Genomic DNA, 20567 nt, shown 5'->3' on the forward strand with positions numbered 1-20567 from the left:
GGCTGATTCTGGTTTTAATCTATGATGATAAAGACAATCTCTCATGACGAAGGATAAAAAATGAATATCGCCTCTAGTATAACTGACCTGATTGGTAATACTCCGCTGGTACAGCTTAATCGTTTGAGCGCTGGTTTACCCGGCAAGCTGGTGGTCAAGCTGGAATTTTTTAATCCGGGCAACAGTGTTAAGGATAGAATCGCTGCAAGCATGATTGCTGCGGCGGAAAAGGCGGGCAAAATCCATCCTGATACAGTGATTGTAGAACCAACTAGCGGTAATACCGGTATTGGTCTGGCTATGGTGTGTGCGGCTCGGGGATACAAGCTGGTCATCACTATGCCGGAAACGATGAGTAAAGAACGGCGCATGCTGTTGCGTGCATTCGGGGCTGAACTGGTTTTAACACCCGGAGCAGAAGGGATGTCTGGTGCTATTGCCCATGCGCAGGCTTTGGTGGATTCTGATCCGCAGAAATATTTTATGCCACAGCAGTTTGAAAACCCGGCCAATCCTGAAATTCATCGTGAAACTACTGCTCAGGAAATATGGCATGATACTGATGGCAAGGTTGATATCTTTGTCGCCGGAGTAGGCACCGGAGGCACCATTACCGGTGTGGGTGAGGTATTGAAAGAAAAGAAACCCGGAGTGGAGGTTTATGCAGTAGAACCTGAAGCGTCAGCGATATTGTCTGGTGGTTGCAAAGGACCACATCCGATACAGGGTATTGGCGCGGGCTTTGTACCTAAAATTCTGAATACCCATGTGTATGATGGAATCATTCAGGTGCCTAATGACGTATGTTTTGATACCGCCCGTGCCATGGCATCCAAAGAAGGTATTCTGGTAGGCATTTCTTCTGGCGCGGCCGTGTGGGCAGGCTTGCAGCTGGCAGCAAGAGCGGAAAACAAAAATAAACTGATTGTGGTTTTGATTCCTTCCTATGGTGAACGTTATCTGTCAACACCATTATTTGCCGATCTGGCTTAAATTTCACTTTGTATGACTGAGACCGAATCAGAAAACTGGTTCGGTTTTTTCTTGCAGTCAAGGCTGTGGTACAATCATTGTGAATATATGTACAGCCACACGCTTGAGCTAGCTGGCTTTGATTTTTGTTTTAAGTAATATACGTTGAGTAAACAAATGATGAAAAAAACATTAGCATTATGTGTCGTAGCAGCCTTTTTAGGTGGTTGTTCATCTTTGGATATGCCTAAAAAGCGTGGCAATAAGGAAATAAAGCCGGTACAGGTAGTGGATGGTGCTGCTGCAAGTGCCGAATACCATTTAGCCAGCAGTCACTGGTCTGATGTGGCCAAAATTCGTGATGAGGCTACCCGCTTAAGTTTTCAGGTTTCTCAGGGCAGTATCACTAAGGTTCAAGCTGCGCAGTTGCTCGATCAGTTCCGCATAGCTCAGGTAGGGCATAATATGGTAGATGATGATATGTATGCCATTTATTTGCGTAGTGCTGTACAAAGTCAGCAAGGTTCAATTGACACAGCACAGTCCAAAGCTTATATTCAGAATGCTCTGGTTGGCTGGCAGCAGCGCTGGCCGGTAATGCGTACGAAACCGGCCAATCCGGCATTTACCAACTTCCTGATGGAAGTGATGAATATGAAGCCGTTGCAATAATTGTATATGGATAAAAATACCCTGCCTGTTCAAGTTGGCAGGGTATTTTTTTGGTTCAAATTCTAGTACGTTTAGAATAATGGCAGCATTTGCACACAGAAAAACAGGCAGCCTGTAATGGACTGCCTGTTGCAAAATGGCGATTAAACGATTTCGGCTTTTTCAATAATGACATTTTCAACCGGAACGTCCTGATGGCCGCCATGATTGCCGGTTTTAACGCCTTTAATTTGATCAACCACATCCTGTCCTTCAACTACTTTGCCGAATACAGCATAGCCCCAGCCGTGTAAATCTGGTTTGGTGTGATTGAGGAAATCATTGTCTTTCACATTGATAAAAAACTGCGCACTGGCTGAATGAGGCTGCATGGTACGAGCCATGGCAATGGTATAGCGATCATTTTTCAGGCCATTATTGGCTTCGTTTTCAATCGGTTCATGCGTGGGTTTTTGCTGCATGTCTTTGTCGAAGCCACCGCCCTGAATCATGAAATTATCAATAACGCGATGAAAGATTGTGCCATCGTAGAAGCCTTCACGCACATAACGTTCGAAGTTTGCAGCGGTTTTAGGCGCTTTGTCATGGTCAAGTTCGATGCCGATAACGCCAAAATTAGTAGTTAATTTAATCATTGGTATCTCCTGATGGGAGTGAAACAAAAAAGTTTGCAGTATTGTCTGCCACGGTTAGCTTGCATTGTGCATCGCGGTAACGTAGTCGACTTCTTCTTTACTGCCTAGTACAACGGCCACACGCTGGTGCAATCCTTCTGGCTGAATATCCAGAATATTCTGCCGGGCATTGGTGGCCGCACCCTGTGCCTGCTCAATTAGCAGACTCATCGGATTGGCTTCATACATTAAGCGTAGCTTGCCCGGCTTGTCGGGATTACGCTGATCCTGCGGATAGGTAAAAATACCGCCGCGAATGAGAATACGATGTACCTCGGCTACCATGGAAGCTACCCAGCGCATATTATAGTCTTTACCACGACAGCCGGTTTTGCCGGCCAGTAACTGAGCAATATAGTTTTGCATCGCCGGTTGCCAATGGCGCTGGTTGGACATATTGATGGCAAATTCAGCAGTGGCGGCAGGAATCTGGGGATTTTCCTGAGTTAGCTGAAACTGATTCTGCTCATTAAGAGTAAACATGGCTATGCCATGTTTCAATGTCAGCACCAGAATGGTTTGTGGCCCATACAGTACATAACCACTGGCCAGCTGCTGCCGGCCGGGCTGTAAAAAGCTTTCAGTAGTGAGGGTGCCGTCTGGTTTGGCCAATACTGAAAAAATGGTGCCGATGGATATATTAACGTCTATATTGGAGCTACCGTCCAGCGGGTCGAATAACACCAGAAACCGGCCATCATTATTGGTTGTAACAAATGAATCTTCTTCTTCACTGGCGAGGCCGGCAATGGCTGGATTAGCTGACAGGATGTCAATCATAATTTGATTAGACAGTACATCCAGCTTTTTCTGCTCTTCCCCCTGAATGTTGCCTGTATGTGCACTGCCCAGAATGTTATCCAGCGCACCCAAACGGATTTCGCGGTTGATGTGCAGACATGCCTGACTGATGCTGGTGATGACTTCAGGTAAAAACGGTGTAACAGCATAGTTTTGTTGTTGCTGTTGCAGATAATCAGACAGTAAAACGGACATGCAAATACTCCCTTTTAAAATTCAGTACTATTATACAATAGCCTTATTAGCCAGACTGAAAAGCCGTTGCAGTCAATCAGGCTGATGTGTTTTGTCTGTGTGAATTCAGGCAATGTTTGATTGCAGGACAAAATGTGCACTGTTATCCTGAGCCAGTAGCTGTGTCATTGGCGGTAATACTTCAGCCAGTAGCTGCGGTAAAGTGTAAGGCGGATTAATGATGAACATACCACTGCCGTGCATGCCAAAGCCATCTGGGCGCGGCGCATGGACATGGAGTTCTGCCTGAACGAAATTATCTGGAGCCAGTTTTTGCAGATTTTGTGGCAGTTTCTGGCTTTCTGCACGACTCAGGCATGGATACCAGACCAGATAGCAGCCACTGGAAAATTTTTTCAGTGCAGCTTTAAGCGTATCCACTACCTGCTGATAATCCTGTTTTAATTCATAGGGTGGATCTATTAATACCACTGCGCGCCGGCTGGGAGGTGGCAGCATCGATAACAGGCCTTTGAATCCATCATCACAGAATACCTGTGCGCGGTTAGGCTGTTTGATGCTGCGCATATTACTGCGCAATAGTTCAGCATCGGCTGGATGTAATTCAAACAACCGCAGGCGATCCTGTTCGCGTGCCAGTGTCTGAGCCAGCCACGGGGATCCGCAATAATGGTTTTCAGCATCGGGCAGGCAGGCGGTTACTGCCTGACGAAATGGTATCAGACTGGCGTCCAGACTGGTTGCGGCCAGAATCCGGCCAATTCCTTCACGATATTCACCTACTTTCTGGGCTTCATCGCTAATCAGGTTATACAGGCCTGCTCCCGCATGAGTATCTATATAGCAATATGGTTTGTCTTTCAGTTTGAAGTATTCCAGTACTGCCATCAGGCAGTAATGTTTGAGAATATCGGCGTGATTACCGGAATGAAATGCATGACGATAGCTAAGCATGTGTGAGTGACTGCTGTAAAAACTGATGGACTTAAACTGTTATTGTACCGAATTTATGTGTATGGGCAAAAAAATCAGTATTAGCAGCATTTACTAAACCTGTTTTCAGATTTATACAGAGAGCAAGGAGTAAATCAGTTATGATGTACTGTGATTAATAAAATAGTTCTACAAAGAAAGATAAAGGCCATGAGTTACACTCTTTATATTGGTAATAAAAATTATTCCACTTGGTCTATGCGGCCGTGGGTGTTGATGAAGCATTTTCAAATTGATTTCACCGAACAACTGGTGCGTTTTGATAGCTTTGCTGCTGATTCAGTTTTTAAGCAAACCATATTGCCACTTAATCCCTATGGTACCGTGCCGGTTTTAACCGATGATGATTTGGTGGTGAGTGATTCTCTAGCGATTTGTGAATATCTGGCTGAACGCCATCCGCAATTACCCTTATGGCCACAAGACTATAAAGCACGTGCTAGAGCCAGAAGTGTGGTAGCCAAAATGCATAATGGATTTAATCATATACGCCAGCATTTTCCAATGAATATTGAGGCGGTGCTACCAGAGATTGGCCAGATTGTGCTGCGTGATTTTCCTGCCGTAAAACAAGAAATCGATTTTCTCGATCAGCATTTGTCGTCACTGCTTGCTGCATCGGCGGGAAAATATCTGTTTGGAGAGTTCAGTATTGCTGATGCCTTTTATGCCCCGATGTGTTTAAGGTTAAAAGGCTTCCAGATTCATACTTCAGAAATACTGGCCAATTATATTAATACTCTATGTGCTACTGAGGCTGTAGTAGCATGGATTGCTCAGGCACTTGAAGAAAAAGATTTCATTGCTATGGATGAGCCTTATCGTATTGCACGCTGAAACATCATGTTCTGATAATAGTGAAGAGTGGTGCTGGTAGCCTGATTCAGTTCAGGCCACCAGCAGGAATTTTATCCATTCAGGCTGCTTTTAATTTCCCAAGCCAGTTGCGGATTCCACATGGCACCGGTAGCACTCATTACCGCATCGGCTCCGGCTGTGCGGTAAGCCTGATAATGTGCTGCACTGCTTACTCCGCCAACACCAATAATCGCAAAATGATTATTCAGGCGTGTTCTTAATCTGGCCAGACGTTCTACCATTTCCAGCCCTGCCCAGCGAATGGCCTCACCACAGACGCCACCAGTAGGACGATCCTGTCCCAGCGCAGGTTCACCATTTGCTGTAACTGGTCTGGCTGATAAGGTATTAATCGTACTATAACCATCAACAATGCCATCCAGCCTGCTTAAAAGCGGAAAAATAACATCGTCATTGGCAAAGTAGGCCAGTTTCAGAAACAGCGGCTTATCAGGTACAGCGTTTCTGATTTCTTTGGCTATCCGTTCTACTTTATCAAAATCAAAACACAATAATTTGTTTACGCCCTCGTTTGGACAGCTTAAATTGGCCTCCAAAATCGGTGCAGCAGTTTCGTCTACTTAGCGTGCCGCACCAGCATAATCTTTTTCTATGCTAGCTTCATTGCCGGCAGTACCCTGAAAGCTGCCGATAACATATTGGCCTTTGTGCGCAGCATTAACAGCATCAGCCAAATCGGGTTGCCAGATATCGGGATTAAATGAAGGTACACCGAAGGAGTTGGTGATAGATAAAGGCGCTGTGTAGTTGGTATCGGCCAGTACCGTATCAATGTTGGCTGACAATTGACCAGCAGGGTGAATAGAAAGCACGTTGGGTAAAGGATGGCTGGCCTGAGCGCGGGTACGCACAGTTTTATAAACACATAAATCGAAACCATGATTGAATGCAGCTTTGATAAAGTTGGCATTCAATAATGGCCCAGCGGGGATGCCAAAGGGCAGGTTAACTTCCAAATTGAGAAAGCGCTCAGTATGCCTATTCTTTCCTATGCATGATGTTGCTTTGCTGAAATCACCAAACGGGCCATGCTGATAGTTGTCTTCGTAGCTTAATAAGGGATTATAAAACGGGATTAGATTAGTTTGCATTGTTATTCCTGACAGTCTGGTTTAAATTTTCTGCGTTGGCCGATGCCTGTGAAGCTATAAAGTGCTGCAATCACTGTGGATAGGATCACAATAAACTATCAGCACCTAATCCATGAGCAGAATACACAGTTTATTCTGGCGCAAAAAAAGCTACACACAGTATGTAGCTTTTGAATATTCGGAACAAGCCAAATTTTAGCCAGTATGCATGTACATCACGTTTTAAAGCAAAATAAGATTTGAATTAACTTAGCTCAGATGTACAGTTTGGGCAGCGCTTGGCCTCTAGCGGAATTTCAGTACAGCATTGTGGGCACTGTTTAGTCGTGGTTTTAGGCGGGGGATTTTTATGCAGCTTATTAATTGCTTTAACAACCATAAAAATGGCGAAGCCTACAATAATCAAGCTGATAACGGTGTTAATAAATAAGCCAATATTTAGGGTTACCGCTCCGGCAGCCTGTGCGGCACCAAGCGTTTCATAAGGGCCGGGCGATTTTGAACCATTGCGCAAAGTAAAAAACAGATTAGAAAAATCCACTCCGCCAATCAGTAAACCTATCGGTGGCATAATCACATTGTCTACCAGTGATTTCACCATATTGGTAAAAGCCGTACCCACTACCATACCGACAGCCAGATCGATTACATTACCACGTAATAAAAAAGCTTTAAACTGTTCAAAAAACTTCATGCCTGTCTCCATGGTTGGAATAAAACGAAATAATTGGTTTCATGGTAGCGCGATTATGCAAGTAGATAAGCCTGAGCAGGGTTATGCAATGTAAAAATAATAAAAGCTGCCTGAACGGGAATGCAGGCAGCTTTGAATAAAGCGTTGTGAATTAGCTATTATGCGTGCTAACCAAATCTTCTGGTACACCCAGAGCATTAATGCTGTAGCCACCATCAACATAGGTGATTTCACCGGTGATGCCAGAAGCCAGATCGGATAACAGAAAAGCAGCAGTATTACCCACTTCTTCAATGGTGATATTGCGGCGAATCGGATTTTGCGCTGAAACATGCGCCAGCAGGCGGCTGAAATTGGCAATGCCGGAGGCAGCCAGTGTTTTAATCGGGCCGGCTGAAATACCATTACAGCGAATTCCTTCCTCTCCCAGACAAGCCGCAGTAAAGCGGATACCGGCTTCCAGTGAAGCCTTGGCCATACCCATCACATTGTAATTGGGAATAGCACGTACAGCACCCAGATAGGTAAGTGCCAGAATAGAGCTGTTATGGCCACTCATTAACGGCCGTGCAGCTTTAGCCAGTGCAGGCAGACTATAGGCTGATACTTCGTGAGCAGTCATAAATGCTTCACGGGTAATGCTGTCCAGAAAATCTCCGTTTAAAGCTTCTTTCGGTGCAAAAGCAATGGCGTGTACTAGTCCGTCCAGCTGTGACCAGCTTTGACCCAAATCAGCAAATAACTGGTTGATTTCTTCGTCACTCTGTACATCGCAGCGATACACCAGTTCGGAACCGAGGCTAGCCGCCATTTTGCGCACCCGGTCTTCCAGCTTGTCCACTACATAGGTAAAGGCCAGTTCTGCACCCTGTTCATGGCAGGCTTTGGCAATACCATAGGCGATAGAGCGTTCAGAAATCATACCAGTGATGAGGATTTTTTTGCCTTGCAAAAAGCCCATAATTATTATCCTTGAACGTGATTTGTGTTTAGCTTAAAGGTCGCATTATAACCAATATTTACTTTTACGCGAAATGCTTGTATAGAGTAGAAACTTTAAAACCGGACAGTTGATGTATATTCAACTGTCCGGTTTTCTAGCAAATAAAACAATCAGCTACTTAATCCGGAGAGGTAATGGTCGGCATCCAGTGCTGCCTGACAGCCAGACGCGGCGCTGGTAATAGCCTGACGATATACGTGGTCTTTAACATCGCCGGCGGCAAATACACCCGGTATATTGGTAGCACCTACATTGCCTTCATTACCACCTTTGGTAATGAGATAGCCGGTAGCATCCATATCTAGCTGTCCCTTGAAAATCTGGGTATTCGGCTGATGACCAATGGCAATAAATATGCCAGTTACAGCAAGAAGTTCACTTTCATTTTCAGCGTAATTGATACGTACAGCATTGACACCAGTGTCATCACCGAGAATTTCATCTACTGTAGCGTTGAGCTTGAGAATGACTTTGCCTTCTTTTACCCGTTCCAGCAGTTTATCCATCATGATTTTTTCGGCACGGAAACTTTCACGCCGGTGAATAACGGTAACGGTACGCGCGATATTGGCCAGATACAGAGCTTCCTCAATAGCGGTATTGCCCCCGCCAACTACGGCTACATCCTGATCTTTATAGAAAAAACCATCACAGGTAGCGCAGGCTGATACCCCTCTGCCTGCAAAAGCTTCTTCGCTGGGTAAGCCCAGATATTTGGCTGAAGCACCTGTGGCAATAATTAGTGCATCGCAGCTATAGCTGCCCATATCACCGCTGAGAGTGAACGGCCGGTGCTGTAAATCCACCTGATTAATGTGATCGAAAATCATGTTTGTGCCAAAGCGTTCAGCATGTTGCTGAAAACGCTGCATCAGTTCAGGTCCCTGTACACCATTGACATCAGCCGGCCAGTTATCCACTTCAGTCGTTGTCATCAATTGACCACCCTGTGCCATGCCGGTAATTAGAGTGGGCTTTAAGCCGGCACGGGCAGCATAAACGGCAGCGGTATATCCTGCTGGCCCGGAACCGAGAATAATTAAGCGGCTGTGTGTGAGTTCGGTCATGACAATTCCTTATTATGGTAGCAATGTTGCGGTGAATAAATGGTAGTAACTGTACCACAATACCCACCGGGGATTAAATCTTCTGGCACTGCTGCGACAGGGCTTTGGTTTGCTGGTGGCACAGCAGGGAAGTAAATCTTTAATGGTGATTTTCAGCAATGCCATCCAGATGGTATTGCTTGCCACAATAGGGACACTCAATGCTGCTGTTGGACTGAATTGGTAAAAACACTCGTGGATGACCGTTCCAGTTTCCGTTTTCCGATCCGGTACAGATCAGAGGTAAATCATGTGGGGTAATAGTGGTAACAGACTGGGCAGTACTACTCATCATATTTTCCTTGGTTCAGCTAAAAAGCAATCATATAAAACAGGTCTGATTCAGATAAATACACTGTTAATCAGACCTGTTGTCTGGTGGTTAGTCAATATAGGTTAACCATGATTCATACTTGGTATTTTTGCCATGAACAATTTCAAAATAACGCTGCTGAATCTCGGTGGTTAACGGCCCACGGGCACCACAGCCGATAACACGGCCATCTACTTCACGGATTGGTGTTACTTCCGCAGCAGTACCAGTGAAGAATGCTTCATCAGCACAATAAACTTCGTCACGGGTGATGCGTTTTTCAGAAACAGTTAACTGCATATCGGCGGCAATTGCCATCACAGTACGCCGGGTAATCCCGTCCAGAGCCGCATCCAGTGCAGGAGTATAGAGTTTGCCATCACTCACAATAAAAATGTTTTCGCCTGAACCTTCGGCAACAAAACCATTTGAATCCAGCATGATGGCTTCATCGTAGCCATTACGAGTTGCTTCAGTATTGGCCATGATGGAATTCATGTAATTGCCATTGGCTTTGGCTTTAATCATGGTGATATTGGGGTGATGGCGGGTAAACGAGCTGATTTGCACGCGAATACCACGTTGCATACCTTCTTCGCCCAGATAGGCGCCCCAGGGCCAAGCCGCAACAATTACCTGTACATCATCCTGATCTGGAGCCACGCCCAGTTTGTTCGAACCATAAAAGGCCATTGGGCGGAAATAACATGAAGCCAGTTTGTTGGCTTTAACCACTTCAATATGCGCCTGATTAATTTGTTCCTGCGAAAACGGCAGGTGCATACCGGTAATTTTGGCTGAATTGAACAGGCGTTTAGTGTGATCGTGCAAACGAAAGATGGCTGTTCCATGCTGAGCTTCGTAGGCACGTACACCTTCAAAAACCCCCATGCCATAATGCAATGTGTGGGTTAATACGTGGGTTTGGGCATTTCGCCAGTCAACAAGATTACCATTAAACCAGATAAAACCGTCTCGATCGGCCATAGACATAATAAAACTTCTCCAAAATTAAGACATTAAGCTGCGTGGCCGGAAACCTGTCTTGCAATGGATAGGGCAAGACAGAGTTGATGACTTGGGCAGTACAGAAAAAATAATGGTAAAAGCAGCCTGTGGTCTTAGCTTTAGCCATGGTTGCCGTTACTTTATGTAAACGTAAATATTATACACTGCCTATTTGACTTGCCAATGCTGAAAACACGCTCAGCTTTTGCTAAAAAGCAGCGAAATCGTTTAAACTGTGCTGCTTCTTGGATAAACTGGCTGGTATCTGGCATATAATTGTTTTTTCAGAAAACGATGCATTACAGGGTGGATAGGTATGAAGATTATTTATACATTAATAAAAATAGTGGTGTTGCTGGCATTTTTATTACTGGCTGTTAGCAACACGCAATTGATTGCATTTAATTATCTGCCCGGGCAGATGGTGAATTTACCGTTAATTGTGCTCTTGCTGATATTTTTTATTATCGGTGCTGTTTTTGGCGTTTTCGCCATGTTTGGCCGTTTACTGCGTCTGCGCAGTCAGGTTAATCAGTTGCAGAATCAACTTAATAAACAAGCTAAAGCGGCCAGCCAGACTGTACATGCCGAAAATGTTGTGACAGTTAAACCGGCAGAATCCAGTAATATCAAATAGAGTAGAAGAAAGTAAGCAGTTAGTATGGATAGTAATGATTTCTGGATGTGGCTGACGCCGGTTATTCTGTTGCCGGTATTTTTTGCCATGGGATGGTTTGCTGCACGTGTGGACATGCGTACAGTGCTGAAGCAGGCGAAAGCCATTCCGGAAGGATTTTATAAAAGTCTGGATGCTCTGGTTGAACGTAAAAGCGCAGTGGCCGTACGGGAACTGGCAGAAGTGGTGGATCAGCAAAATGATGCCCGCCAAAGCACTTATGAACTACATCTAACTTTGGGCAAGCTGTATCGCCAGCGTGGTGAAAACGATAAAGCCATTACCTTGCACCAGAGATTGCTTCAATTGCCAGAAACCATTGCAGAACGTCGTGATACGGTAATGTTTGAGCTTGGTCAGGACTATCAGGCAGCAGGTCTGGTTGACCGTGCAGAACAGATACTGGTTGGTTTACTTAATGGCAGTAAAGCCAGACAGGCACGGCAGATACTGTTGAATATTTACCAGCAGGATCGCGATTGGGAGAAAGCCATTAAGCTGGCTGAGGAACTCAGCACCGGCGATCAGACTTACCAGTTTGAAATTGCCCAGTTTTACTGTGAACTGGCACAATTGGCGCTGTATCAGTCTGAATACAACAAAGCGCGCGAATATATTTTTCAGGCATTGGCCGTAAACCGCAAATGCAGCCGTGCCAATATGATTCTGGGCGATGTAGAGCTGAAACAGCAGAATTATCAGGCTGCAATAGATGCTTATAGTGCTATAGAGAAACAGAATTATGAATATCTGAGTCTGGTAGGTGAGCGCTTGTACGATGCCTATGATGGTTTACAGAAAGCGGCTGACGGAATTGAAGTATTAATTGGTTTTGCGCAGACTTTCCCACAGCTTGATCTGTCTGGCGTGATTTATGAAAAATCCCTGCCTGTCTTTGGTGAAGACAGAGCCAGAGAAATTGTTATTGATCTGGTACGGCGCAGACCCACGCTTACCGGAACTTATCGTTTACTTGGGGTATTGCAGACCAATATTAATCCGAAGTGGAAAGTTGATGTCGACATGATGCGCTCGGTAGTGGGTATGCAGATGCAGAAATCTGTCATGTACCGCTGCCGCCACTGCCATTTTAAATCACAGGTTTATTTCTGGCACTGTCCGGCCTGCAATAAATGGGAAACATTTACCCCTAATCGTATCGATGTTTAGCCTCCTGATAAGCTTTTAAACAAATAAGCCCCCTTAGCTGTGCACAGCCATCAATCAGTGAAATTAACTACTCAAATTGAAATTAGAATTTTAGAGAATTTGAGTAGTTGTGTTTTATATTTAATTGTTAAACCTGAAGAATATGAATCCATTAATGCTTGATACCACCCTGATTAATCAGCCTGCAAAACCTGTGATTGTTGCGCTGGATTTTGCCAGTGCAGAAACAACACTGGATTTTGTGCGCCAGTTGGACCCTAATTTGTGTCAGCTTAAAATCGGCAAGGAGTTGTTTACTGCCACCGGACGCCATTTGGTTGAACAACTGGTATTACAGGGCTATCGGGTCTTTCTGGATTTAAAATACCATGATATTCCCAATACCGTTGCCTCTGCCTGTAAGGTGGCTGCTGATATGGGGGTATGGATGGTAGACATGCATGCTTCCGGAGGGCGCAGAATGATGGAAGCGGCCGCAGAAGCAGTAAGCAATTGTAGTCAGCCACCATTATTGATTGCGGTAACAGTTTTAACCAGCATGACTCAGGCAGAACTGGCTGAAACAGGCATAAACACCCCCATAGACGAAGCGGTATTACGTCTGGCAGAGCTTACCCGGCAATCAGGACTGGATGGTGTGGTTTGCTCTGCGCAGGAAGCTTCCTTATTGCGCCAGCAACAGGGAGAAGAATTTTTACTGGTTACGCCCGGTATCCGCCTGCACAATACAATTGAAGATGACCAGCGCCGTATTATGACACCTAAAGCTGCTCTGGCTGCTGGTAGCAGCTATCTGGTAATGGGACGGCCGATTACCCAAAGCGAAAACCCGACTGGGATATTGCAACAAATCAATAATGGTCTGATTTAGGCCGGGGTACATCAACATAAAAATGCCTGCTATCAGCGTACGCTAGCAGGCATTTTATATATTAGTGAATGCGGATTAGCCAGTTAGCTGTTTGCTAATCAGTTTTTTTACTGGTGGCAAATTATTGCTGAGGCGTAATACCAATGAACGCATCATGCGGGCGGGCGGGCTGTCATTGGTAAACAAAGATACCATCGCATTTGTGCCATGATACAGTATACGGGTATGCGGCATATGCTGTCTCTGGTACTGAGCCAGTAAGCTTTGACTACCGATATCTCTGCCTTTACGTACGGCTTCATTAATCAGCTTGGCTAATATGCTCACACCACTCAATCCCAGATTAAAACCATGTGCAGTTACCGGATGCATGCCGACAGCAACGTCACCAATCAAGGCACTGCGCCGGGCATAAAATGCGTTGGCATGAACGCCGACAAGCGGATAATGATGAATGGTGCTAACCAGATGCATGTCACCAAGTTTGCCCTTTAACTGTCTGGTAATATCTGCTGCAAGCTGCGCAGGAGACATGGCCAGTATTTCGTCTGCGTGTTCATTATTAATCGTTATTACACAGTTAGTAAGGTTTTCTTCCAGAGGCAGCAGGGCAAGGGTACGGCCATAATGAAAACATTCCAGAGCAGTATGCTGATTACTCAAGGTATGGCGCATACGGAAAACAATAACCGTACGCCCGAAATCATGAATCTGGGCAGAAATACCTAACTGGCGGCGTGTATTGGAAAAACGGCTGTCAGCGGCAATCAGCAGCTTTCCGCTGAGAATCTGTCCATTATCCAGAGTGGCTTCAATCCGATTGGCTGCTTCATTTTTCACATTCACAATGCTGTGTCCGGCAATGAAGCTGACATTGTTAAATGGTTGTACTGCTTCATAGGCAGCACGCCGGATATTGTGATTACTGATAAGAAAACCCAATGAGCTGGCGGGTTTGCCTCGTGCCATAGTCGGCTGTTCGAAATGTAGCTGATAATTGGAGTAGCCGTTGATTACTTTGGCATCACGCAAAGGATAAATCTCATCGGCTCGAACTTTGCCCCACATATCCAGTTGTTGCATCAATTCCTTGGAATAATGTGTCAGAGCGATTTCCCTGCCATCAAAAGGTGGTTGTGCCAGCGTAGCCAGTTCCTGTTTTTCTACCACGGTAATTGACAGTCCTGAGGGAGCCAGTGCACGTGCCAGACTTAAGCCGGCTGGACCGGCACCAACAACAATGACATCAGATTCTTTGCCTAAGCATAAAGACACATTATTTGCCGCCATAAAATCCATTCCTGAATAAATATATCCAATACTGCGTTAGGATAACTGAAAATCAGCATGAATCCTATCTTCATCGGTCAGAAAATTAATAAATGTCAAGCTTAGCGCACAGTTTGCGGCTCTGTTAAAATCATAGAAATGGTATTTATATGTGAATGGTTACACACATGGCTAAAAACTCATTTCAGGATCAATTGCAGCAACTGGGTAAACAGGCCAAAGCCAGACGACTGGCCATAGAACAGCAGCAGGCCAAAGCAGCACAAAAGCGCCAGACAGATATTAGTTTTACAGAAGCAATGGGTGAAAATGTCATTCCATTAAAAGCAAGAAATCAATTTCAGCACCCGCGCGACAATACTCCGATTAAATTACGCCCACGGCAGGAAGAAACGCTGGACAGTGCCAGCTATTTTTACATCGGTGAAAATCAGCACGATGCAGCACCGATGGTATTCAGTAAAAATGGCCGTGGTAAGGCTGATATCCAGCGTTTACAGGCTAAACACTGGCCGATTGTCGCTTATGTTGATTTACATGGCTACCGCCAGGAAGAAGCACAGCAGGTGCTGAATGAATTTATTGATTATATTCAGAAATATGGTGTGGTTGGTGAGATAGTCCATGGCAGTGGACTGGGTTCCAGAGATTTTCAGCCGGTTTTAAAAACACTGGTACGGCGCTGGCTGATGGCTCATCCGGAGGTGTTGGCCTATGCGCAGCCAAATGAGCGCAATGATGGTGCTGTGTATGTACTGGTTAAAAAGAAACACCGGACAAAGGAATGGGAATAATTTATTCTCAAATAACAGTATTCTTAAAGCTTAAGGCAAAATAAACTAAATATCAGGTTGAGCAAAACAGATGCCCATGTGCAAAAATTGATAAAGCACAAACAGTAATCGCAAATTCTGATCATAAACCAAACAGGTTATTTTGAATCAATATGAGAATTTGCATTAGCTTTTCTTTAAACTAGTCAGAGCGATATGATACGTAGTAGTGTAACTAAATGGTTGCAGCATATAAGGCAAAAAATGCCGACTCAGGCATCGTTGTTTGCTTCACCATGGTTTAAACCTTTTGCACGCTGGTTTAATCACCCATATTTCTGGCAGCTAAATCGTGAGCGTGCAGCTTCGGCTGTGGCAGTAGGGATGTTTTGCGGGTTGATGCCTGGGCCAACGCAAATGCTCACCGCTTTGCTTGTTGCTTATGTTGTGCGCACACATTTACCACTGGCATTGCTCACTACGTTGTATACCAACCCATTAACTTATGTACCTTTATATTATTGTGCCTATCAGATTGGAGCTGGATTAATGGATGGCCAGTGGGGGCAGGAAATGCCTGCCTTGCCTGATTTTACTGTGGGTCATTTAGGAGCAGAGCTGTGGCAGTGGCTAACCCAGTTTGGCAAGCCCTTGCTTTTGGGTGTGCCAGTGCTGGGCACAATACTGGCTATTATAGGTTATATTCTGGTTTGGAATGGCTGGCAATGGTTTACCAGCAGGCATACCAACACCAGCGGTCAGAAATAATATTATGCAACGCCCCTTAACATACAACGAGTTGTATTTGGTTAGAAAAATTCTGGGTAATGCTGCTGACTGGTCTCAGGTGCAGATTGTCAGTGGTGCATGGTGGCTGCTGCATCCGCATGCAGCCATTACCTGTGGTAACCATATTGTTTTTCCAACTGCCTACTATGTAGATGATTTTACGCAGGCCAGTTTGAGCCGACAGGCGTGGCTGATTCATGAATTAATGCATGTATGGCAAAGTCAGCATGGTTTTCCAATTATATTTGCTGGTGTCTGTCTGGCACTGAAAGCGGGCTATTATCAGGCACGTGCCTATCGTTATCCGTCTTTAAGCACCATCAAAAGCCTCGGACAGTTGAATATGGAGCAGCAGGCACAGCTAGTACAGGATTATTTTCTGGCTCTGGCCGGAGATAAGCGCCACCAGCCCTTTCTGGTGCATTTTCGCCGTCTGCTTAAGCCGCTAATCCACCAGCCTGATAATCATCGTTTACTGCCACATTACTAAACATCCGACTGTACAGACCAATCACCTTGGCTTATCCGGTTAAATTGTTATAATCGGCACTTGATTTTCTTGTCTGAGTGATTCATGTATGTATTTGAAGCAGCAGGGAATTTCAATTAAATTGATGCAATGTATTGTTATAAATAAATAAAATAAAAAATACCATTAAATCTATTCCGCAATTTTTAAACCTGTTCCGCAATTTCGTCACCCTGATGTTCAAAGGGTACTATAGGAAGAGTGCGCCTAATATAGACTTTCTTGGTTATATTTACACTGGCGTGCCCCAATAATTTACTCGCTTCCTCTTCGCTAGATACAAGCGATTTATCTGTCGCAGATTTAGCACGTAAATCTCTGAACTGAATCTGCGCCAATTCCTCAGCATGTTCTGGGTGGTTTTGAATAGCAAGGCTACGCGCAATATCAAAACGATACTGTAGGTTGTCCGTTGTCATTTTCCGTTTACGGTTGTTTAAGAATAAAAAGCCACCATGAGGGGCACGGCGCGTAATAATGTCCTGCAATCTTTTTGTAACAACGAATCTAAGGGCATTGCTTGTTTTATTTTGCTTGATGGTAAGTACCCCTTTTTGAATATGATCGGTGTGGATTTTGGCTGTGTCACAAGGACGCTGCCCAAGCATCATCGCTATCTCCATCGCATCACGCAAATCTTGGCCACCGTATTTATACAGGATGCTATAGATATAATCTTCAACATATACATCCCTCGGCTGTTCTTTATTTCGTTTGATATCTTTTGAGGGTGATTCTTTTGATGTATACCCCCAATGAGCAGGGCGGCAATATGTCCATATATGATTAAATAAGGCTATTTCCCTGTTGGCCGCAACCGGCGCCTTGTAACGCCATTTAAAATATTCCCGTATATGGCCTGCATCAATATCTTCTAGGAGTACCGGATTATCACCACCAAAAAATAGCTTTAATCTTTTGGTATGATAAATATTGTTTCGTTGCGTTTTGGGTGCTTTTTTAGGAATGACTTCCAATATGTATCGTTGCAATGCCTGCACAAAAGTGATCTGGTGAGCCTTATCAAGCTTCTGTAGTGACAACTCCGACCATTTTTGACAGGCTTTCACATAATCATTGCCTAACGGTATTTCTTTACGCGGTTTGCCACCAGTATCGAAGTAATACCATGTCACTATGCCGTTGCGTGTTTTGCGTTTACGTGCACGCATACCTGTTGGTAGATTTAAATTAACTGTTGCCTTACGACCCATATAGCCCCCAGTAAAAAGATTAAGTAGAGTTGCTTAGCATAGGTGATTGCCAGCGTGTTTTGACTTGGGTACTGCCTGAATGCTGCTTTTTATTCCCTAATAGGGCTTGGCGCAATACTATCGGCTCATTTCTTCCATTTAACCGGAAAGGAATACCCTGTTTTCTTAAATGTTCAACCTGCTTGCTTTTGGCTTTATACCCCGTTAATACGATTACCTCTGCTGGTGTCAAAAATTCCGCATAGGGTGATATTTCAGACATGATCTCGCTCATATAAAAAATCCGGCCAATTGCCGGTATGTGTTGTTACGTTTGCTTAGGGTTATTTAGGTTGCGGTGTGTTATACCAGTCGCAGGATAGGCCTGCGGCACCACCGTAAAAACTGTTGTGGTAAACAAGGCAGGTGATTTTGCGTCTATCATGTAAAACAACCTGTGTTTCCATAATATCTTCACCAGCCTGTGCCGCTGCGCTGATTTTTCTCTCTGCTACAGAATCACAACCGGCAATAAAAAAAGCCACACAAGTGGCTATCAGTACATTTTTTTCATAATGGTATTTACATTCAAAAAAAGGGGGAAGTTTATTCCCCCATTTGATTTCTAAAACAATGCTAAATTTAATTTATCATAAAGTGCTGTCATGTTTAATTCCTAGCAGTTCCATTATCGTCAGATGCATGTAACTAACATTGCTATTAATCCCGCCTGATAGTGCTGCTAACTTGCTGGTGAATTTCAAAAAGTCTTCTTGGCTTAGCTTATCAGTGATATTATTACTTCTATAGCCGTCAGTTAATTTAGATAACGTTTCCATAATAAACGTTGTTGTTTCTAATGCCTGAAAACAATATTCACTAAGACGTCCTAAATCATCTTTGCTGATCTGTTCTAGTATTTCATCTATACCCTCAACATCCTGTATTATGGCAAGCAACTCGGCGTTATCCATTAAGTTGGCTATTGCATCATGGTGACGGGCGCGAAATTTGTTTTCTACTTGCATTGCTATATACTCCTAGTTAATAAATCAATTACATTGATAGGTTGATTAGGTTTTGTGCTCATTGTATCAATTGGATTGTGCAATCCAATAAATAAAATGGCCATTTGATATTATTGCTATTAAATCCTTTGTTTTTTGCTGGTGTGTGTTGCGTTTTGATATACATTCTAGCCAGTGGCGTCTGATAATGGTTCTGGCGTTTCTTAGATGTCCCACGCCGTAATGCGCCTCGGTGTTTAGCGGAGGTGATTTGATAGGGACGATCACCTCGTATAGTAACATGCCATATCTTACGACCAGTGCTCCCGTTGGTCTATGCTCCCAGCAAATACGGTTGCCATAAGGGTGGTTTTTTAATTCATGAAGATGTATTTTAAGCTTCATGATAACTCCTTTCAATTTGCGTTGCTTTGAACATACTCAGTAACTATTTTTTTAGCTGCTGGTGGCAGATGGCTTAATATCTGGCCTACGGTCTGCTGCTCGTAATGACCACCTAAAACAATAGCTTTAACAAGCTCATTCGTTACCTTTTTCAGCCAAATATCATATTTCGTATGGTATAGCTGGTAAATGGCTTCACAAGCGACATCCGCCAGCTCATTATTAGCCAATCGTTTTTCTGGTTGTGGTTTGGTTTCCTTGGGGGAATTGCTTAAATCCCATTTAGCAGCCTCTTGTGCCATTTCATCCCAAAATCCAACAGGTTCCGGATTGGTGTTGTTTTCATCGTTCATTGTTAACTCCTTTAATTTTATTTAAATTCAAAAACCCAAGCCCACTAATCAGCGGGCTTGGGTTTTTAAACTCGGGTAGGGTGGCAGGTGGTTAGGCACTCACTGCCATCGTGCTATACTTGCGGTCGCCACAACAACAAGTATTTATAACCATGATTCCTAATCTTTTATCTACACTGGCTTTAAATATTTGGTACAACATGATGATGTTAATTTCAGGCGCGCTATTTCTATTAAGTGCAATGGGTTTATTACCATCACTTCCGACAACGCAAACTATGTTATTCGCATCAGGAGTATTTCTGGTAAGTTTTGGTGAAAGGTGCAATCACTATCCAGAAAACCTGAATATTCCTGTTTATGATGATTTTGGTAATATGTTTGGCCGTAGATGCAAACTAAATCCACGTATCAACACAGTACCCGGCATCATAATGGATATTGTTGGTGGTCTAATCTTGGTTTATGCCACAATTAAATTATTTATTTAATCTAAGCCAAACAATGAAGCCGACTCGTTAGAATCGGCTTTTTCTAGAATGGGCGGCGATTTTTAAACTTAGATGTATTGCCCGTCTTTCCGAGCTGTCACTCTTTTAGTCACTCAGTATGTGAATACTGCTAGAATTGAATTTCCTATAAACAACCTAGTAAATACTTAAAATGATTGTTAAGATTAGATTTTTGCATGACGCTCGACCATATATACCCTACGATGCATATTCAAATATAACTTTTGAATCAAAGATGTGTGATCTACCCAGCAAAGGGGATATTGTTGTATTAAATGATATAACGCACCCGCGAGGCAGTTTTGTTGTTGCTTATCGAGCTTTTTGTATAGATCCATCGAATGGTTGTGAGAGCGTTGAACTCGTTTTAACCGTGGAAGAAGATATGTAATTTTCTTCATTTTTCTACTCTTTATAGAAAGCTGATAAGTGGTTAAAGGTGGGGGATCATCAAAATGATGATCCCTATCAATGGTGATATTCAAGAATCTTGTTACATCTGTTTCGGATTAAGTTTCTAATAAACAACTTAGAAAATAATCCGTGTGTTGGAACATTCAGATATATGTCAAAATTGGTATTTGAAATCGTTCTCCAT

General features: G+C 43.9%; 26 protein-coding genes. 10 read left to right on the plus strand and 16 right to left on the minus strand.

Annotation, left to right across the window (positions count from 1 at the left end):
* Window positions 1-60 precede the first annotated feature (60 nt).
* Window positions 61-993, plus strand: a complete 933-nt coding sequence (gene cysK, locus MJ764_RS00355; protein ID WP_239323575.1) for a cysteine synthase A — start codon at window positions 61-63, stop codon at window positions 991-993.
* 159 nt (window positions 994-1152) lie between these two features.
* Window positions 1153-1644, plus strand: coding sequence for a prokaryotic membrane lipolipid attachment site family protein (locus tag MJ764_RS00360; protein WP_239324065.1), 492 nt, complete (start codon window positions 1153-1155; stop codon window positions 1642-1644).
* Window positions 1645-1787: 143 nt separating this feature from the next.
* On the opposite strand, the gene MJ764_RS00365 is transcribed toward MJ764_RS00360, so the two are convergent.
* The 3 genes from MJ764_RS00365 to MJ764_RS00375 form a co-directional block, all read right to left on the minus strand.
* Entirely contained in the window at window positions 1788-2279 is a 492-nt protein-coding gene (locus tag MJ764_RS00365; protein WP_100091355.1) for a peptidylprolyl isomerase, read from the minus strand.
* A 54-nt stretch (window positions 2280-2333) separates the two neighbouring features.
* The gene (locus MJ764_RS00370) at window positions 2334-3314 is read right to left on the minus strand and encodes a class 1 fructose-bisphosphatase (RefSeq protein WP_239323577.1); all 981 of its coding nucleotides are present in this window, start codon (window positions 3312-3314) and stop codon (window positions 2334-2336) included.
* 105 nt (window positions 3315-3419) lie between these two features.
* Window positions 3420-4268: a 23S rRNA (adenine(2030)-N(6))-methyltransferase RlmJ gene (locus MJ764_RS00375; RefSeq protein ID WP_239323579.1), complete on the minus strand. Its 849-nt coding sequence runs from the start codon at window positions 4266-4268 to the stop codon at window positions 3420-3422.
* A gap of 189 nt (window positions 4269-4457) precedes the next feature.
* Between MJ764_RS00375 and MJ764_RS00380 the strand changes: the two genes are divergently transcribed.
* On the plus strand, window positions 4458-5144 hold the full coding sequence (locus MJ764_RS00380; RefSeq protein ID WP_239323581.1) for a glutathione S-transferase family protein: 687 nt from the start codon (window positions 4458-4460) through the stop codon (window positions 5142-5144).
* Window positions 5145-5215: 71 nt separating this feature from the next.
* On the opposite strand, the gene MJ764_RS00385 is transcribed toward MJ764_RS00380, so the two are convergent.
* From MJ764_RS00385 to MJ764_RS00415, 7 genes are all read right to left on the minus strand, one after another.
* Window positions 5216-5722 carry a beta/alpha barrel domain-containing protein gene (locus tag MJ764_RS00385; protein WP_239323583.1) on the minus strand — a complete coding sequence of 169 codons (507 nt, stop codon included), beginning with the start codon at window positions 5720-5722 and terminating at the stop codon, window positions 5216-5218.
* Between the two features lie 24 nt (window positions 5723-5746).
* Entirely contained in the window at window positions 5747-6277 is a 531-nt protein-coding gene (locus tag MJ764_RS00390) for a beta/alpha barrel domain-containing protein (RefSeq protein WP_239323584.1), read from the minus strand.
* Window positions 6278-6521: 244 nt separating this feature from the next.
* Window positions 6522-6971 carry a large conductance mechanosensitive channel protein MscL gene (gene mscL / locus MJ764_RS00395; protein ID WP_093090683.1) on the minus strand — a complete coding sequence of 150 codons (450 nt, stop codon included), beginning with the start codon at window positions 6969-6971 and terminating at the stop codon, window positions 6522-6524.
* A gap of 151 nt (window positions 6972-7122) precedes the next feature.
* Window positions 7123-7932, minus strand: coding sequence for an enoyl-ACP reductase FabI (fabI, locus tag MJ764_RS00400; RefSeq protein ID WP_239323585.1), 810 nt, complete (start codon window positions 7930-7932; stop codon window positions 7123-7125).
* A 152-nt stretch (window positions 7933-8084) separates the two neighbouring features.
* Window positions 8085-9041, minus strand: a complete 957-nt coding sequence (gene trxB / locus MJ764_RS00405; protein WP_239323589.1) for a thioredoxin-disulfide reductase — start codon at window positions 9039-9041, stop codon at window positions 8085-8087.
* Window positions 9042-9180: 139 nt separating this feature from the next.
* Window positions 9181-9372 carry a zinc-finger domain-containing protein gene (locus tag MJ764_RS00410; protein WP_100113193.1) on the minus strand — a complete coding sequence of 64 codons (192 nt, stop codon included), beginning with the start codon at window positions 9370-9372 and terminating at the stop codon, window positions 9181-9183.
* A 90-nt stretch (window positions 9373-9462) separates the two neighbouring features.
* A complete protein-coding gene (locus MJ764_RS00415; RefSeq protein WP_239323591.1) occupies window positions 9463-10386 on the minus strand; it encodes a branched-chain amino acid transaminase in 924 nt (307 codons plus the stop codon).
* Between the two features lie 331 nt (window positions 10387-10717).
* Here MJ764_RS00415 and MJ764_RS00420 point away from each other — a divergent pair, with 331 nt between their 5' ends.
* The 3 genes from MJ764_RS00420 (at window position 10718) to pyrF (ending at window position 13118) form a co-directional block, all read left to right on the plus strand.
* Complete coding sequence (locus MJ764_RS00420; RefSeq protein WP_100113195.1) at window positions 10718-11038, plus strand: LapA family protein; 321 nt, start codon at window positions 10718-10720, stop codon at window positions 11036-11038.
* Window positions 11039-11062: 24 nt separating this feature from the next.
* Complete coding sequence (gene lapB / locus MJ764_RS00425; protein ID WP_239323593.1) at window positions 11063-12247, plus strand: lipopolysaccharide assembly protein LapB; 1185 nt, start codon at window positions 11063-11065, stop codon at window positions 12245-12247.
* A gap of 142 nt (window positions 12248-12389) precedes the next feature.
* On the plus strand, window positions 12390-13118 hold the full coding sequence (pyrF, locus tag MJ764_RS00430) for an orotidine-5'-phosphate decarboxylase (protein ID WP_239323595.1): 729 nt from the start codon (window positions 12390-12392) through the stop codon (window positions 13116-13118).
* Window positions 13119-13193: 75 nt separating this feature from the next.
* On the opposite strand, the gene ubiM is transcribed toward pyrF, so the two are convergent.
* Window positions 13194-14408: a 5-demethoxyubiquinol-8 5-hydroxylase UbiM gene (gene ubiM / locus MJ764_RS00435; protein ID WP_239323597.1), complete on the minus strand. Its 1215-nt coding sequence runs from the start codon at window positions 14406-14408 to the stop codon at window positions 13194-13196.
* A 167-nt stretch (window positions 14409-14575) separates the two neighbouring features.
* Between ubiM and MJ764_RS00440 the strand changes: the two genes are divergently transcribed.
* From MJ764_RS00440 to MJ764_RS00450, 3 genes are all read left to right on the plus strand, one after another.
* The gene (locus MJ764_RS00440) at window positions 14576-15202 is read left to right on the plus strand and encodes a Smr/MutS family protein (RefSeq protein WP_239323599.1); all 627 of its coding nucleotides are present in this window, start codon (window positions 14576-14578) and stop codon (window positions 15200-15202) included.
* A 243-nt stretch (window positions 15203-15445) separates the two neighbouring features.
* Complete coding sequence (locus tag MJ764_RS00445) at window positions 15446-15949, plus strand: DUF2062 domain-containing protein (RefSeq protein WP_239323601.1); 504 nt, start codon at window positions 15446-15448, stop codon at window positions 15947-15949.
* 4 nt (window positions 15950-15953) lie between these two features.
* Window positions 15954-16460: an eCIS core domain-containing protein gene (locus MJ764_RS00450; RefSeq protein ID WP_239323603.1), complete on the plus strand. Its 507-nt coding sequence runs from the start codon at window positions 15954-15956 to the stop codon at window positions 16458-16460.
* 185 nt (window positions 16461-16645) lie between these two features.
* Here the strand turns inward: MJ764_RS00450 and MJ764_RS00455 are convergent, their stop codons facing one another.
* The 5 genes from MJ764_RS00455 to MJ764_RS00475 form a co-directional block, all read right to left on the minus strand.
* Window positions 16646-17713 carry a tyrosine-type recombinase/integrase gene (locus tag MJ764_RS00455; RefSeq protein WP_239323605.1) on the minus strand — a complete coding sequence of 356 codons (1068 nt, stop codon included), beginning with the start codon at window positions 17711-17713 and terminating at the stop codon, window positions 16646-16648.
* Window positions 17714-17732: 19 nt separating this feature from the next.
* On the minus strand, window positions 17733-17975 hold the full coding sequence (locus MJ764_RS00460) for a DUF4224 domain-containing protein (RefSeq protein ID WP_100089792.1): 243 nt from the start codon (window positions 17973-17975) through the stop codon (window positions 17733-17735).
* Between the two features lie 61 nt (window positions 17976-18036).
* The gene (locus MJ764_RS00465; protein WP_239323607.1) at window positions 18037-18237 is read right to left on the minus strand and encodes a hypothetical protein; all 201 of its coding nucleotides are present in this window, start codon (window positions 18235-18237) and stop codon (window positions 18037-18039) included.
* Window positions 18238-18342: 105 nt separating this feature from the next.
* Window positions 18343-18720: a hypothetical protein gene (locus MJ764_RS00470; protein ID WP_239323609.1), complete on the minus strand. Its 378-nt coding sequence runs from the start codon at window positions 18718-18720 to the stop codon at window positions 18343-18345.
* A gap of 395 nt (window positions 18721-19115) precedes the next feature.
* Window positions 19116-19457: a hypothetical protein gene (locus tag MJ764_RS00475; RefSeq protein WP_239323611.1), complete on the minus strand. Its 342-nt coding sequence runs from the start codon at window positions 19455-19457 to the stop codon at window positions 19116-19118.
* Window positions 19458-19609: 152 nt separating this feature from the next.
* Here MJ764_RS00475 and MJ764_RS00480 point away from each other — a divergent pair, with 152 nt between their 5' ends.
* Window positions 19610-19948, plus strand: a complete 339-nt coding sequence (locus tag MJ764_RS00480) for a hypothetical protein (protein WP_239323613.1) — start codon at window positions 19610-19612, stop codon at window positions 19946-19948.
* The last annotated feature ends 619 nt before the right edge of the window (window positions 19949-20567 follow it).

Origin of the sequence: Snodgrassella gandavensis, assembly GCF_914768025.1 — a bacterium.
Classification (GTDB): Bacteria; Pseudomonadota; Gammaproteobacteria; order Burkholderiales; family Neisseriaceae; genus Snodgrassella; species Snodgrassella gandavensis.